Source organism: Rhodococcus rhodochrous, from assembly GCF_014854695.1.
In the GTDB taxonomy this organism is placed as follows: domain Bacteria; phylum Actinomycetota; class Actinomycetes; order Mycobacteriales; family Mycobacteriaceae; genus Rhodococcus.
Map to the genome: position 1 here is coordinate 1879805 of NZ_CP027557.1, position 15514 is coordinate 1895318.

Genomic DNA, 15514 nt, shown 5'->3' on the forward strand with positions numbered 1-15514 from the left:
TGGAGCCTCGACCGACTCGAAGGTCAAGCCCGAGGGCGGCGACCGTCAGTTGCGGACCTTGCTGGCCACGGCGGGGGAGCGGCCCTGCACCCCGGAACCGACCGAGGGTGAGCGATGCGGTGCCGAGGCGTTCGGCGTGCGCGGCGTGGACTGCGAGCCCTGCCCGCCGGTGTTCGGCTGCGCAGCCGAGTTCGAGCCGGATGCGGAACCGGGGGCATCGCTCGTCGGGATCCGCACCGTCCGGTCGGCCTGCGGCAAGGGCGTGGTCTTGTCGGTCTGCGGCAGCGGCGCGGTCTTGTCCGCCTTCGCGTCGGCCTCGGTGGGTGCCGGCTCCGTCGGGCTCTCGTCGTCCGCGCCCTTCTCGTCGCCGCCCTGCTTGTCGCGCGCCGTGCCGAGGACGGTCGTGCGGGGCTCGTCGAGCGAGATCTCCCGGTCGAGCAGTTCGCCTTCGCGGTTGATCGCCGCGAGGAGGGTGGGGACGTCGTCGAGCTGCTCGCGGACGGCGTCGAGCTGGCCGAGGATGCGTCCGCGCAGCACGCGGAGTTCCTCCGTGAGGTCGCGCGCGTTGGCGACCTTCCGTTCGGACTGTTCGGTGGCGCGGCTGAGCCGTCGTTCGGCTTCCTGCGTGGCCTCCTCGACACGGCGTTCGGCCTCGGCCTTGCTCGTCCGTTCGAGTTCGTCGAGGGCTCCGAGCAGCTTCGTGCGACGCTCGGCCATCGTGATCTCGAAGTCCTGCTGCACCTGCTCGCGCTTGGCCTCGGCCTCGGCGTCGAGTCGCTCGGCCTCCGCGCGGGCCGCGGCCACGATCCGCTCGGCCTCGGCACGGGCCGCGGTCATCGTCCGCTCGTGCTCGGCCGCGAAGGCGATGCGGGTGTCCTCGAGTTCGGCGAGCTTCTTCTCGTAGTCGCCCCGGAGGCGGATGCCCTCCTGCTCCGCCAGCGAGATCATCTCGGCGGCGTCGGCCTCGGCGCGGGCACGAAGCTCGGAGGCCTCGTCGGAGGCGAGACGCAGCATCCGCGAGATGCGGTCGCTCATACCCTCGGCGGTGGTGGGCGGCACCGACAGACGGTCGACGTCCTTGCGGAGTTCGTCGATCTCGTTGCGGGCGTTCTCGAGCTGACGGGCCAGATCGCGGGCCTGCGCGGCGGCGGCGTCGCGGTCGGTGGCGGTCACGCGCAGCTCGGCCTCGAACCGGGCGAAGTAGTTGGTCACCTCGTCGCGGTCGAATCCCTTCCGCACGATGGAGAACGGCAGGTGGCTGGGTGCGCGATCACGATCGAAGACCATGGAGACAATCTACCCGGTCCCTGCGGGTACGACCCGGGTGCGCTCCCGCCCCATCCGTCTTCGGGAGCGCACCGGAACGGCCGTCAGTGAGCGGGATGTGCTGCGGGTTCGACGAGCTCGACGAGGACGCCGCCCGCGTCCTTCGGATGCAGGAAGTTGATGCGCGAATCGGCGGTGCCGCGACGGGGTGCGTCGTACAGCAGCCGGACGCCGCGCTCGCGCAACGCCGTGGAGACGGCATCGATGTCGGAGACGCGGTAGGCGAGCTGCTGCAGGCCCGGGCCGTTGCGGTCGATGAACTTCGCGATCGTGGAGTTCTCGTTCAGCGGGGCGAGCAGCTGGATCATGGTGGACCCTTCGGGGGTCCCCGGAACCGCCAGCATCGCCTCGCGCACGCCCTGCTCCTCGTTGACTTCCTCGTGGGTGGACACGAGGCCGAGGTTCTCGGCGTACCAGGTGAGAGCGGCATCGAGGTCGGGCACCGCGATACCGACGTGATCGATGGCGGTGACGAGTCCGGAAGCGAGAACGGACGCCGCCGGAGTGGATGTGGGAGAGGTCTCGGTCATGCTCTAGACGGTAGCGGTACCGTTGAGTGCACTCCTATCGGGATTCAGGTGAATATCCGATTGGAGTTTTCCGATCACATGCCGATCTTTCGGAGGAATGTCCCGTGAGCAGTTCTGTCATCGTCGCCGGAGCCCGGACGCCCATGGGGCGCCTGCAGGGTTCGCTCAAGGATTTCTCCGGATCGGATCTCGGTGGCGTGGCGATCAAGGGCGCACTCGAACGCGCCGGTGTGGCTCCTGAGCAGGTCGAATACGTCATCATGGGCCAGGTGCTCACCGCCGGCGCCGGCCAGATCCCGGCCCGTCAGGCGGCCGTCGCCGCTGGCATCCCGATGGACGTCCCGGCACTGACGATCAACAAGGTGTGTCTGTCGGGCATCAACGCGATCGCGATGGCCGACCAGCTGATCCGCGCCGGCGAGTTCGACGTCGTCGTCGCCGGCGGCCAGGAGTCGATGAGCCAGGCCCCGCATATGCTCGAAAAGTCCCGCGCCGGCTTCAAGTACGGCGACGTGACCCTGCGCGACCACATGGCCTACGACGGCCTGCACGACATCTTCACCGACCAGGCGATGGGCAACCTCACCGAGTCGGCCAATTCCGGCGAGCGCTTCGTCTCCCGCGCCGAGCAGGACGCCTTCGCCGCCGCCTCGCACCAGAGGGCTGCCCGCGCCTGGAAGGACGGCCTGTTCGAGGACGAGGTCGTGCCGGTGTCGATCAAGCAGCGCAAGGGCGACCCGATCGTCTTCGCCGCCGACGAGGGCATCCGCCCGGAGACCACCGCCGAGTCGCTCGGCTCGCTGCGTCCGGCCTTCTCGAAGGACGGCACCGTCACCGCCGGTTCGGCCTCGCAGATCTCCGACGGTGCCGCCGCGGTCGTCGTGATGAGCAAGGCCAAGGCCACCGAGCTCGGCCTGAGCTGGATCGCCGAGATCGGCCGCCACGGTGTCGTCGCGGGACCGGACTCGACCCTGCAGTCGCAGCCGGCACGGGCGATCGCCAAGGCCTGCGAGCGTGAGGGCCTCGACCCGACCGAGCTCGACCTCGTCGAGATCAACGAGGCGTTCGCCGCCGTCGGCATCGTCTCTGCCCGCGAGCTGGGCATCGATCCCGCGAAGGTGAACGTCAACGGCGGTGCGATCGCGCTCGGCCATCCGCTCGGCATGTCGGGTGCGCGCATCGTGCTGCACCTGGCGCTCGAGCTGAAGCGCCGCGGCGGCGGCGTGGGCGCTGCCGCCCTGTGCGGTGGGGGCGGCCAGGGCGACGCGCTCATCGTGCGGGTCCCCAAGAACTGACCCTTTTCTCCGCAGCACGCTCACGGCCCCGGCGCAAGCATGCCGGGGCCGTGATGTCTCTCACTGAACTACGGCTTGTCGTAGGCGTTTCGGCACAATGGCCGCATGACCAACATCCTCGACGTGTCCACGCCCGCGAAACGGTTCCGGCTGATCGCGATCTGGGAAGCGGTGACCTGGCTCGCCCTCCTGATCGCCATGTTCTTCAAGTGGGTGCTCGGCTACGAAGAGGCCATCGCGATCCCGGGCATGGTGCACGGCGTGGCCGGCTTCATCCCGTTCGTGCTCATCGCGCTCCTCACGGCGCTGTCGCTGAAGTGGGATCTCAAGACGACCTTCCTCGCCCTCGTCTCGAGCGTGCCCCCGTTCGGCACGATCGTCTTCGAGCGCTGGGCCGTGCGCACCGGCCGCCTCGGAGAGCTGTCCGCTCCCGCCACCCGCGAGGACGCCACCACGACCGTCTGACCTCACGGCGACGTCCCCCGGTCCGCGCAGCACGATTCGGACTACTCGTGACAAACTGGTGGACGTGACTCGACCCGGTTCCCGTCCAGCACGTTCTGCCGCCGTCGCCGCGGCGATGTCCGGCGCGGTGGATCTCTCACCGCTCAAGGAGAGGGCCTCCGCGCCGCCACCTCCGCCTCCGTCCGGTGGCGACGGTGCCGCACCCGGTGCCATCGCCCCGATCGTGGACGTCACCGAAGCGACGTTCGAGACCGAGGTGCTGCAGCGATCGATGCAGGTGCCCGTGATCGTCGACCTGTGGGCGACCTGGTGCGAGCCCTGCAAGCAGCTCTCACCCGTCCTCGAGAAGCTTGCGAACGAAGCCAACGGTGCGTGGGTCCTCGCGAAGGTCGACGTCGACGCGAACCCGCGGATCGCGCAGGCCTTCGGTGTCCAATCGGTGCCCACGGTCGTCGCGATCGCGGCCGGCCAGCCGCTCGCCGACTTCCAGGGCGTGCAGCCCGAGCCCGCACTGCGTCAGTGGCTCGACGCCATCCAGAACGCCGTTGCAGGCAAGCTGTCGGGCCCCCCCGGCGCCGAGCCGGAGGAACAGCCCGCCGACCCGCGTTTCGAGGCCGCCGAGCAGGCACTCGAGAACGGCGACTTCGAGGGCGCCGAGGCGGCCTACCAGCTCGTCCTGAACTCCGAGCCGAACAACACCGAGGCGCAGGCCGCGCTACGACAGGTGCGTTTCCTGGCCCGTGCGAGCACGGTTCCCGAGGATGCGATCGAGCGCGCCGATGCCGCCCCGAACGACCTCGAAGCCCAGTTCACGGCGGCCGACGCCGAACTGTTCGCGCAGCAGCCGGAGGCGGCCTTCGGTCGTCTCATCGAGTTCGTGCGTCGCAGCGCCGGGGACGAACGCACCGCGGCACGTACCCGGCTCCTCGAACTGTTCGAACTGTTCGATGCGGCGGATCCGGTCGTGGTGTCGTCGCGCCGCAAGCTCGCGATGGCCCTCTACTGATCCGTACCGATCCGCCCAACCGGCCGCTCACCACTCGTGGTGGGCGGCCGGTGCCGTCTCAGCGGTACCGCCCGCTGCAGGCCGCCTCGCCGCCGAGGACGCCGGTGCGGAAGGCATCCACCCGGGCGAATCCGCTCGGCACCGTGTTGCCGTTGACGTCGCTCGCGGCCAGTCCGTCGGTGAGCAGGCCCGAGACCGCTTCGTCGAGGTCGCCGGGGGACAGCCACACGAGCACCTGGCTCGGGTCGACGTTCGAGGCAAGGGTGCTGTCCGGGCTCAGCGCGGCACTGATCACGCCCGACAAGCAGGCCGCCCGCAGCGCTGTGCGCGGCTCGGTGAGCGACTGGCCGGCCTCCTTCTGCACCGCGAGGGCATAGCGGGAGGCGACGAGCACGTAGGCGTTGTAGTCGCCGCGGACACCGGGATCGAAGCCGCTTCCCGGCGGGGCGGCCGTACCGCGCTCGCTCAGTGCCTCCATGTCGACGCCCACGGTGTTCGTCGCGGGGCAGTACGACACCGGTGAGGTGGCCCGGGCATCCGAGCATCCGAGGTCGGCGCCCGACAGATCGAGTTGCGGCAGGGCGTCGAGGTCGAAGACCTGGTGGAACGACTCGAAGATCGCCTCGACCGACTCGTCGGTGACCGGCAGTTCGCCGTCGTCGGCGGAGTTGTAGTACTGCGGCAGGTCGGCGCGACGCGACTCGATCTCGGCGGCGTCGATGCGCGCACACGAGCCGGCCCCGTCGGTGAATCCGATCTGCACGGCCGTCACCCGTTCGAAGGCCGAGCCGTGGATCGAGTCGGGGTCGTTCGGATCGGCGTCGCGGAAGAGCACCATCGACGCGAGCACGTTGTTCAACCCGTCGGAAGTGTCGAGCTGGAAGTGCGTCGACCGGCCCTGCGCGACGTGCCGCATGAATGCCCCGGCGAAACAGTCGGCCTGCTGCTCGAACACGATGCCGGGATCGTCCTCGGCGACCAGCCCCGCCGAATGCTGGACGGCGTGCCCGTACTCGTGGGCGAGGACCGTCACCGCGGCCATCGGCCCGAAGCTGTCGATGAGCTGCGGCATGAGGTAGGTGCGGTCCCACCCGATCTCGTCGCCGCCGCTGCAGTAGGCCGCGTTGATGAAGTCGTAGGTGGGTTTACCGCAGAAACGCGGTCCCCGTCGCTCGGACGGATCCCACGACACGATCGTCTCGACCGGGCGGAAGGTGCCCCGGGCGACCGACGCGAACTCCTGACGCCAGTACTCCTCGATGTCGGCGATCGCGTTGCCGGCCAGGACGTCGACGGGACCGCCGTCGGTGTTCTCGATCTCGATGTCCGCATCGGGCACCCCGCTGCGCGGACCCGACGCCCCGGAGGTGACGGGCAGCCCCGCCACGGTGAAGGGGTTGTCGTAGATCGACACCGCCGTTCCTTCGATCCGCTGGGCGCATCCCGCCAGCAGGACGACGGTCAGTGCGGGCACCACCAGTCGCGCGAACCGGTGCGTCCGTCGCATGTCGTTGTGCTCCTGTCGTCGAGCAGTGTCACCTCCGCAACGACAGCCAGATGGCGCCGTGCGCAGGCAAGGTCACCCGAGCCGAGGCGGGACGCCCGTGCCACGAATGTTCGTCCGCCTCCACGGCGCCGAAGTTGCCCGCTCCGTTGCCCTGGTAGGCGGTCGCGTCCGTGTTGAGGACTTCCTCCCACGTGCCCGGTTCGGGCAATCCGACACGATAGTCGCCGTAGGTCGTGCCCGAAAAGTTGTGCAGGCACGCGAGCACCGAGCCGTCGCTGCCGTAGCGCAGGAACGACAGGACGTTGTTGTGCGCGTCGTTGGCGTCGATCCACGAGTATCCGCCGGGCGTGGTGTCGAGCGTGTAGAGCGCCGGATGCGAGCGGTAGATGCCGTTGAGATCGCACACCAGCCGGTGGATACCGGCGTGGAGCGGCTCGTCGAGCTGCCACCAGTCGAGCCCGCGTTCCTCGGACCACTCGGCGACCTGCCCGAACTCCTGGCCCATGAACAGCAACTGCTTGCCGGGATGCGCCCACATGTAGGCGAGCATCGACCGCAGACCCGCGGCGCGTGTGGCGTCGTCGCCCGGCAGCCGCGTCCACAGCGTGCCCTTGCCGTGGACCACCTCGTCGTGGCTGATGGGAAGCACGAAGTTCTCGCTCCACGCGTACACGAGCGAGAAGGTGATCTCGTGGTGGTGATAGGTGCGGTGCACAGGATCGCGGCCGAGATAGCCGAGGGTGTCGTGCATCCAGCCCATGTTCCACTTCATGCTGAACCCGAGCCCGCCGACGTTCGTCGAGCGGGTCACGCCCGGCCAGGAGGTCGATTCCTCCGCGACGGTCACGATCCCCGGATAATGCTTGTGGACGGTGGCGTTGAGTTCCTGCAGGAACGCGACGGCCTCGAGGTTCTCGCGCCCGCCGTAGATGTTCGGCGTCCAGCCGCCCTCGGGGCGCGAGTAGTCGAGATACAGCATCGAGGCCACGGCGTCGACGCGCAGACCGTCGATGTGGAACTCCTCGATCCAGTACAGGGCGTTGGCGACGAGGAAGTTCCGTACCTCGGGTCGGCCGTAGTCGAAAACATAAGTGCCCCAGTCCAGCTGCTCACCGCGACGCGGATCGGGATGTTCGTACTGGGGGCTGCCGTCGAAGCGCGCGAGCGCCCACTCGTCCTTCGGGAAGTGGGCGGGCACCCAGTCCATGATCACGCCGATCCCGGCGGCGTGGAGACGGTCGACGAACGCGCGGAACTCGTCGGGAGTGCCGAACCGGGAGGTGGGAGCGTAGTAGGAGGTGACCTGGTAGCCCCACGACCCGCCGAAGGGATGCTCGGCGACCGGCAGCAGTTCGACGTGCGTGAATCCGGTCTCGAGGATGTACTCGGCCAGCTGATCGGCGAGTTCGACGTAGTTCAGGCCCGGGCGCCACGAACCGAGGTGCACCTCGTAGACCGCCATCGGTTCCTGCCAGGGCTGCGCCTTCTCGCGGGTCGCAACCCAGTCGTCGTCGTTCCAGGTGTAACGACTCTCGGTGACCTTCGACGCGGTCGCGGGGGGCACCTCGGTGGCGAACGCCATCGGATCGGCTTTGTCGCGGACGGATCCGTCGCGGCCGTGCACCCGGTACTTGTACAGCGCGCCCGGTTCGACACCGGGAACGAAGACCTCCCAGACACCGCTCGAGCCGAGCACCCGCATCGGGGTGGTGCGCCCACCCCAGCCGTCGAAGTCGCCGGTGACGGTGACCCCGCGTGCGCCCGGTGCCCACACGGCGAAGGACGTGCCCGTCACCGGGCCGTCCGGGGTCTCGTAGGTCCGCGGGTGGGCCCCGAGCACCTCCCACAGCCGTTCGTGCCGGCCCTCGCTCAGCAGGTGACGGTCGAGTTCGCCCAGCGTCGGCATGAAGCGGTAGCCGTCCGCGACGACCTCGACGTGATCGAACGGGTAGGTCACCACGAGCCGGTAGTCGGCGAGATCGAAGACCGGGATCAGGGCGCTGAAGACGTCCTCGCCCACGGGTTCGAGCGGATGGTCGCGACCACCGATCCGCGCGGCGACCTTCTCTGCCCCGGGGCGCAGCGCCCGGATGACCGTCCCCTCCGGATGCGGATGGGCCCCGAGCACCGCGTGCGGATCGTGGTGCTCACCGGCGGCGAGCAGGTCGAGGTCCTCCGGTCGCGGGCTGTGGCGCCGGCGCGGAACATCGGCGCCCGGCGTCTGGGGCGGCACGGTCACGACTGCCTCCTGTAGGCGAGCGTTGTGCGGGTGGGAATGCCGATCGGGGGCAGGACCAGGATGTGCGCCACCGCCCGCCACGGCTCGAGGCGCACGTAGTTGGCCTGTCCCCACGAGTACTGTTCCCCACTCACCTCGTCGTAAACGGGGAAGTGGTCGTGCCAGTCGTGTCCGATCGCCGGCATGTCGAGCCAGACCGTGCCCTGCTCGGCCCCGTAGGGGTTGAGGTTGATCACCGTGAGCACGCAGTCCCCGGTGGACGGATCGAACTTCGAGTAGGCGATCAGCGCGTCGTTGTCGACGTGGTGGAAGGTGATGTTGCGCAGTTGCTGCAATGCCGGGTGGGCGCGCCGGATGCGGTTGAGGGTGGTCAGCCACGGTTCGAGCGACTCGCCGCGCCGGCGTGCCTCGTCGTATCGGCGTGGCCGCAACTGGTACTTCTCCGAGTCGAGGTACTCCTCGCTGCCCGGTCGCACCGCGAGGTGCTCGAACAGTTCGTACCCCGAGTACACACCCCACGAGGGAGCCAGGGTGGCGGCGAGCGCCGCGCGCAGCGCGAACATGCCCGGCCCGCCGTGCTGCAGCGTCTCGTGCAGGATATCGGGGGTGTTGACGAACAGGTTCGGCCTGGCCTCGTCGGCCTTCGCGGCGATCTCGGTACCGAACTCGGTGAGCTCCCATTTCGCGACCCGCCACGTGAAATACGTGTACGACTGCGTGAATCCGCGTCGTGCGAGCCCGTACATGCGGGCGGGGCGGGTGAAGGCCTCCGACAGGAACAGCACGTCGGGATCGGTGCGCTTGATCTCGGCGATGAGCTGCTCCCAGAAGTTCGGGGGCTTGGTGTGCGGATTGTCGACGCGGAAGATGTCGACGCCCAACCGGATCCAGTGCCGGACCACACGCAGGACCTCGGCGTAGATGCCCTCGGGGTCGTCGTCGAAGTTGATCGGATAGATGTCCTGGTACTTCTTCGGCGGGTTCTCCGCGTACGCGATCGTGCCGTCGGGCAGCACGGTGAACCATTCCGGATGCTCCCGGGCCCACGGGTGGTCGGGGGCGCACTGCAGGGCGAGATCGAGTGCGACCTCGAGCTCGAGTTCCTTCGCTCGGGCGATGAAATCGCGGAAGTCCTGCTCGGTGCCGAGTTCGGGGTGGACGGCGTCGTGACCGCCCTCGTCGGAGCCGATCGCCCAGGGCGACCCGACGTCGTTCGGGCCGGCGACGAGAGTGTTGTTCGGTCCCTTGCGGTTGACCTTGCCGATCGGATGGATCGGGGGGAGGTAGACGACGTCGAATCCCATCGCCGCGATGCGTGGGAGATCGCCGGCGGCCGTGGCGAAGGTGCCGTGCCGCGGGGTTCCGTCCTCGTGCCAGCCTCCGGTGGACCGGGGGAAGAACTCGTACCAGGAGCCGAACAGTGCGCGGCGACGATCGACGAACGCCGTGAACGCCTTTCCGCGGGTGACCAGCTCGCGGAGGGGATGGGCGCGGAGGATCTCGGTGACGTCGGGGGAGAAGGCCGGGGCGATACGCTCGGCCAGCGATCGATCGGACCGCAGGGACGCAGCGACCGCGAGCAGAGCGGGGCGGTTGCCGCGCGGTGCGCCCTTGGCGGCCTTCTCGAAGATCCGTGCGCCGACCTCGAGATCGTTCGCGAGTTCGGTGGCGTCCTGCCCGGCGTCCGTCTTCGCGGTGACCGCGTGCCGCCAGGTCGCCACCGGGTCGCTCCATGCCTCGACCCGGTAGGTCCACGCCCCGACGCTCGTGGGGGAGAAGGTGGCGTGGAAGGTGTCGGGTTCGGTGCCCGGAACCATCGGGATCCGCACCAGCCTGCCGGCGGATTCGGGGTCGTCGGCCGGTCCTCGGACGGCGAGTGTCGCGGCGATCGCGTCGTGGCCCTCGCGCCACACGACGGCGGAGACCGGCACCACCTCCCCGACGACCGCCTTCGTCGGATAACGCCCTCCGTCGATGGAGGGTTGTACGTCGTCGATGGCGAGCCGACCTGTCACGCTAGCTCCGTTCCGTGCGGGTCCGAGTGGACGAGCAGGGCCGATGGGGGCAACGACCGTGTCTCGAACCACCGTAATGGAGGTCGCGCCGCGGGGCTGTGCATGCGGCGGGACCCGCGAAGGATCCCCTCTGCAGCACCGAAATTATCTGTAACTCAGCGTTCACTTCAATTGATCGGACGGCAACATCCCGCTCCCTACTGTTTGTTCTGCAAGACAACAACAGCCTCCCCGGAGGCACGACGAAGGGAAGAACACATGGGTCTGGTTGCCGGTCTGATCGGAGTCGTCGGAGACCTGCTGCACCTGCTCCTCGGCGGACTCTGAGTCCACCGGCCGACGGGGGGTCGGCCACAGGAGAGAAGGCCCCGCGGTGTGCACGCCGCGGGGCCTCTCCGTGTGCCGGGCGATCCCGTCCGCGACCGGCGTGGATGCGGGCACGTGAGATCGGCCGCCCGGCCGTCACGAAGCGTCCGCGGTCGGTAGTGTTCACCCCGTGAAAGCACTGCGCCGGTTCACCGTACGAGCCCACCTTCCCGAGCGGCTGGCTGCGCTGGGAGCCCTGACGGCCAACCTCAGATGGTCGTGGCACCCGCAGACCCAGGACCTGTTCGAATCGGTCGACCCGGACCTGTGGCGCCGGTGCAGCAACGACCCCGTCCGGCTGCTCGGCGAGGTGCCGCCCGCCCGACTCGACGCGCTCGCCGAGGACGGCGACTTCCTCGCCCGGCTCGACGCCGCCGCCGCCGACCTCGAGCACTACCTCACCCGACCCCGCTGGTTCCAGGAACAACAGGAGCGCGGCACGACACTGCCCGCCGGCATCGCCTACTTCTCCATGGAGTTCGGTGTCACCGAGGTTCTGCCGAACTACTCCGGCGGTCTCGGCATCCTCGCCGGCGACCACCTGAAGGCCGCCTCCGATCTCGGCCTGCCGCTCATCGGCGTCGGCCTGCTCTACCGCTCCGGCTACTTCCGGCAGTCGCTCAGCGCCGACGGTTGGCAGATGGAGCACTACCCCTCCTACGACCCGCAGGGCCTGCCGCTGCGACTGCTCACCGAGTCCGACGGCACCGCAGCGCTCGTGCAGGTCGCCGTGCCGGGCGGACGCACACTCGATGCGCGGATCTGGATCGCCCAGGTCGGGCGCGTCCCACTGCTGCTGCTCGACTCCGACATCCCGTCCAACGACGAGGAGCTGTGCGGGGTCACCGACCGCCTCTACGGCGGCGACCAGGACCACCGGATCAAGCAGGAGATCCTCGCCGGCGTCGGCGGTGTCCGCGCCGTGCGCGCCTACACGCGCATCCACGGCCTGCCCGACCCCGACGTCTTCCACATGAACGAGGGACACGCCGGCTTCCTCGGCGCCGAACGCATCCGCGAACTCGTCACCGGCGCCGGCCTCGACTTCGACGAGGCGCTCGCCGCCGTGCGGGCCGGCACGGTCTTCACCACCCACACCCCCGTGCCCGCGGGCATCGACCGCTTCCCGATCGATCTCGTGCGTCACTACTTCTCGGGCACCAACGGCGAGAACGAGTCGGCACTGCTGCCCGGCCTCACCGTCGACCGCATCCTCGCGCTCGGACGCGAGAGCAACCCGAACGTGTTCAACATGGCCCATCTCGGTCTGCGCCTCGGCCAGCGCTGCAACGGCGTGTCGAAGCTGCACGGCGAGGTCAGCCGCGGCATGTTCGAAGGACTGTGGCCCGGATTCGACGCCGCCGAGGTGCCGATCGGCTCGGTCACCAACGGTGTGCACGCCCCCACCTGGGCCGCGCGCGAATGGATCGCGCTCGCCAACCGCCTCGCCGGACCCGACCGGGTCGAGGAGGCCCGCGGCTGGGAACTGCTCCAGACCATCGACCGCAAGGAGCTGTGGTCGACCCGCAACACGCTGCGCGCCCAGCTCGTCGCCGAGGTGCGTCGCAGACTGCGCGAGTCGTGGCTCGAACGCGGCGCCACCGAGGCCGAACTGGGCTGGATCGAGTCGGTCTTCGATCCGAACGTGCTCACCGTCGGGTTCGCGCGGCGCGTGCCCACCTACAAGCGCCTCACCCTGATGCTGCGCGACCCCGAGCGGCTGCGCGCGCTGCTGCTGGACGACGAACGACCCGTGCAGCTCGTCGTCGCCGGCAAGAGCCACCCCGCCGACGACGGAGGTAAAGCACTCATCCAGCAGGTCGTGCGGTTCGCCGACGAGTACGACGTACGGCACCGCATCGTCTTCCTGCCCAACTACGACATGTCGATGGCCCGCTATCTGTACTGGGGTTGCGATGTGTGGCTGAACAACCCGCTGCGCCCGCTCGAGGCGTGCGGCACGTCGGGCATGAAGTCGGCCCTCAACGGCGGTCTCAACCTGTCCATCCGCGACGGATGGTGGGACGAGATGTTCGACGGCGAGAACGGCTGGGCCATCCCCACCGCCGACGGCGTCGACGACATCCGCCGCGACGACCTCGAGGCCGCCGCGCTGTACGAGTTGCTCGAACGCTCGGTGCTGCCGCGCTTCTACGACCGCGACCCCGACGGTGTGCCGGCCCGCTGGATCGAGATGGTGCGCCACACGCTCGAGAATCTCGGCCCGAAGGTGCTCGCCTCGCGCATGGTGCGCGACTACGCCGTCGACTACTACATCCCCGCTGCCGCCGCGGCCGCGAAGGTGACCGCCGACGACTACGCGGGTGCACGGGCGCTGGCCGATTACCGGCACCGCATCGAGGCGGCGTGGCCGGGAGTGCGTGTCGCGCAGGTCGATTCGACGCCGATTCCGGACGTGCCGCAGATCGGCCTGCCGCTGGGGCTGACCGCGCACGTCCAGCTCGGCGACCTGACCCCGGAAGATGTCGAGGTGCAGGCCGTGGTCGGGCGGGTGAGCTCCGACGACACGATCGGCGACCCCGTCACCGTGCCGATGGAACACATCGGCACCGACCCGTTGGGGGAGGAGTTCACCGCGACGGTGCCGCTGCCGCTCGCCGGCGCCGTCGGTTACACGGTGCGGGTGCTGCCCAAGCACGGCCTGCTCGCCTCACCCGCGGAACTCGGGATGGTCGCGCTCCCGTAGGAGACCGGACCCGCCGGGTACTCAGCCGCGCAGACGCGTGAGTGCCCGGCGGACCACCGCCGGATCGGCCGTCTCCCAGAACGGCGGCAGCGACGCACGCAGATAACCGCCGTACCGCGCGGTCGCCAGACGCGAGTCGAGCACCGCCACCACACCCCGGTCGTCGGTGCTGCGCAGCAGACGCCCGACACCCTGCGCCAACAGCAGGGCGGCGTGGTTGGCGGCGACCGCCATGAACCCGTTGCCGCCGCGTGCCTCCACAGCGCGCTGCCGGGCGACCAGCAGCGGATCATCGGGGCGGGGGAACGGAATCCGGTCGATGATCACCAGCGACAGCGACGGGCCCGGAACGTCGACGCCCTGCCACAGCGACAGGGTGCCGAACAGGCTCGTCGCCTCGTCGGCCGCGAACTTCTCGACCAGCGCGCCGGTCGCGTCGTCACCCTGGCACAGGATCGGCGTGTCGAGACGCTCGCGCAGCGCCTCGGTGGCGGCCTTCGCGGCGCGCATCGAGGAGAACAACCCGAGCGTGCGCCCCTCGGCGGCGGTGACGAGTTCGGCGATCTCGTCGAGGTGCGAGGGCGGCAGACCGTCGCGACCGGGTGGCGTCAGATGCTTCGCGATGTAGAGGATGCCCGCCTTCGCGTGATCGAAGGGTGACCCGACATCGATCCCGTTCCACGCGAGATCGCCCTTGTCGGAAGGCGGTTCGGCACCCGAAGCGGAGGTGGTGTCGCTGCGGGCGGGTGACTGCGGTGGCAGACCCCAGTTGACCGCGAGGCCGTCGAACGACCCGCCGACCGTGAGGGTCGCGGAGGTGAGGACGACCGTGGATTCACCGAACAACCGGCTGCGCAACAATCCGCCGACCGACAGCGGCGCGACCCGCACGGTGCGGCGCACGTTGCCGCGGAACTCGTCGGCGGCGAGCCACACGACGTCGGGGCGCTGCGACGGATCGCGCTGTTCGAAGGTCGTGAGCACCCGGACCGCACAGTCGTGCACCTCGTCGATCTCCGCCAGCGCCTGACTGCGGGCCGCGGCGACTTCGGGATCGGTGCCGGGCTTGGCCGGTCCGATCGCCGTGTGCACGGCCCAGGCGGCGTCGCGGATCGAGGCCAACGCGGCCGCGGCGCCCTCGGGCAGTTCGTCCCAGCGACCCGCCGGCAGTTCTTCGAGGAACGACTCCCAGTTCTCGGCGGCACCGTCGAGCCGGTCGATCTCCTCGTCCTCGACGAGCTTGACGCAGCGCCGCGCGGCCGCCGACACCGTGCCCGGCGACAACTCGGCCGTGGCGACGTTCGTGATCCGATCGACGAGTTCGTGCGCCTCGTCGACGACCACGACATCGTGCTCGGGCAGGATCGAGATGCCGGTGATCGCATCGATCGCGAGCAGTGCATGGTTGGTGACGACCACGTCGACCTGCGCGGCCTCGGCGCGCGCGATCTCGGCGAAGCAATCTTCCCCCACCGGGCACCGCGACTTGCCGAGGCACTCGCGCGCGGTGACGGAGAGCTGACGCCACGCCTGATCGGAGACACCGGGGGACAGGTCGTCGCGGTCGCCGGTCTCGGTGGTGGACGACCACTCCGTCACCCGCCGCACCTCGCGGCCGATGCGCGAGAGGGCGAAGGCGTCGAACAGTTCGGCGTCGGGCGTCTCCTCGGCGAGTCCGGTATGAATCTTGTTCAGGCACAGGTAGTTTCCGCGACCCTTGAGGATCGCGAAGCGCGGGCGCCGGCCGAGCGAACCGGTGAGGGCGTCGGCGAGTCGCGGCAGGTCGCGCTCGACGAGCTGCCGCTGCAACGCGATGGTCGCGGTGGAGACCACCACGGTGCGGCCCGTCTTCACCGCGTACCGGATGCTCGGCACGAGATAGGCCAAAGACTTGCCGGTACCCGTGCCGGCTTGCACGGCGAGGTGTTCGCCGGTGTCGATGCTGTGCGCGACGGCCGAGGCCATCGTCAGCTGGTTGCGCCGCTCCTTACCGCCCAGCGCGTGCACCGCGGTTCGCAGCAATTCTGGGACTTCGGGGAGATCCGGCACCGGCACAGG

The 15514-nt window shown here is 69.5% G+C and carries 10 protein-coding genes; 4 read left to right on the top strand and 6 right to left on the bottom strand.

Going from position 1 to position 15514, the window contains the following annotated elements:
• Positions 1-45: 45 nt before the first annotated feature.
• Both C6Y44_RS08735 and mce read right to left on the bottom strand, forming a co-directional pair.
• Positions 46-1287, bottom strand: coding sequence for a coiled-coil domain-containing protein (locus C6Y44_RS08735; RefSeq protein ID WP_159418690.1), 1242 nt, complete (start codon positions 1285-1287; stop codon positions 46-48).
• Between the two features lie 83 nt (positions 1288-1370).
• Positions 1371-1856: a methylmalonyl-CoA epimerase gene (gene mce / locus C6Y44_RS08740; protein WP_016694038.1), complete on the bottom strand. Its 486-nt coding sequence runs from the start codon at positions 1854-1856 to the stop codon at positions 1371-1373.
• 104 nt (positions 1857-1960) lie between these two features.
• Between mce and C6Y44_RS08745 the strand changes: the two genes are divergently transcribed.
• The 3 genes from C6Y44_RS08745 (at position 1961) to C6Y44_RS08755 (ending at position 4622) form a co-directional block, all read left to right on the top strand.
• Positions 1961-3151 carry an acetyl-CoA C-acetyltransferase gene (locus tag C6Y44_RS08745; protein ID WP_120282123.1) on the top strand — a complete coding sequence of 397 codons (1191 nt, stop codon included), beginning with the start codon at positions 1961-1963 and terminating at the stop codon, positions 3149-3151.
• Between the two features lie 105 nt (positions 3152-3256).
• On the top strand, positions 3257-3616 hold the full coding sequence (locus tag C6Y44_RS08750; protein ID WP_120282124.1) for a DUF3817 domain-containing protein: 360 nt from the start codon (positions 3257-3259) through the stop codon (positions 3614-3616).
• Positions 3617-3731: 115 nt separating this feature from the next.
• Positions 3732-4622, top strand: coding sequence for a tetratricopeptide repeat protein (locus C6Y44_RS08755; RefSeq protein ID WP_159419268.1), 891 nt, complete (start codon positions 3732-3734; stop codon positions 4620-4622).
• A 58-nt stretch (positions 4623-4680) separates the two neighbouring features.
• Here C6Y44_RS08755 and C6Y44_RS08760 read toward each other — a convergent pair whose 3' ends face one another.
• Genes C6Y44_RS08760 through C6Y44_RS08770 form a run of 3 tightly spaced genes read right to left on the bottom strand, consistent with a single transcriptional unit; the run spans position 4681 to position 10383 of the window.
• Positions 4681-6129, bottom strand: coding sequence for a neutral zinc metallopeptidase (locus C6Y44_RS08760; protein WP_159418689.1), 1449 nt, complete (start codon positions 6127-6129; stop codon positions 4681-4683).
• Between the two features lie 28 nt (positions 6130-6157).
• Positions 6158-8368 (bottom strand): 1,4-alpha-glucan branching protein GlgB, encoded by a 2211-nt coding sequence (glgB, locus tag C6Y44_RS08765; RefSeq protein WP_120282126.1) that lies wholly within the window; start codon positions 8366-8368, stop codon positions 6158-6160.
• The gene (locus C6Y44_RS08770; RefSeq protein WP_159418688.1) at positions 8365-10383 is read right to left on the bottom strand and encodes a maltotransferase domain-containing protein; all 2019 of its coding nucleotides are present in this window, start codon (positions 10381-10383) and stop codon (positions 8365-8367) included. Before C6Y44_RS08770 ends, glgB begins: the two co-directional genes overlap by 4 nt.
• A 496-nt stretch (positions 10384-10879) precedes the next feature.
• Here C6Y44_RS08770 and glgP point away from each other — a divergent pair, with 496 nt between their 5' ends.
• On the top strand, positions 10880-13456 hold the full coding sequence (gene glgP, locus C6Y44_RS08775) for an alpha-glucan family phosphorylase (RefSeq protein WP_192378744.1): 2577 nt from the start codon (positions 10880-10882) through the stop codon (positions 13454-13456).
• Positions 13457-13477: 21 nt separating this feature from the next.
• On the opposite strand, the gene C6Y44_RS08780 is transcribed toward glgP, so the two are convergent.
• Positions 13478-15505: an ATP-dependent DNA helicase gene (locus C6Y44_RS08780; protein WP_174247057.1), complete on the bottom strand. Its 2028-nt coding sequence runs from the start codon at positions 15503-15505 to the stop codon at positions 13478-13480.
• Positions 15506-15514: the final 9 nt, after the last annotated feature.

Excerpts from the sequence above, each read along its gene's own strand:
- C6Y44_RS08735 (WP_159418690.1), bottom strand. The coding sequence starts at position 1,287 with ATGGTCTTCGATCGTGATCGCGCACCCAGCCACCTGCCGTTCTCCATC.
- mce (WP_016694038.1), bottom strand. The coding sequence starts at position 1,856 with ATGACCGAGACCTCTCCCACATCCACTCCGGCGGCGTCCGTTCTCGCT.
- C6Y44_RS08750 (WP_120282124.1), top strand. The coding sequence starts at position 3,257 with ATGACCAACATCCTCGACGTGTCCACGCCCGCGAAACGGTTCCGGCTG.
- C6Y44_RS08755 (WP_159419268.1), top strand. The coding sequence starts at position 3,732 with ATGTCCGGCGCGGTGGATCTCTCACCGCTCAAGGAGAGGGCCTCCGCG.
- C6Y44_RS08760 (WP_159418689.1), bottom strand. The coding sequence starts at position 6,129 with ATGCGACGGACGCACCGGTTCGCGCGACTGGTGGTGCCCGCACTGACC.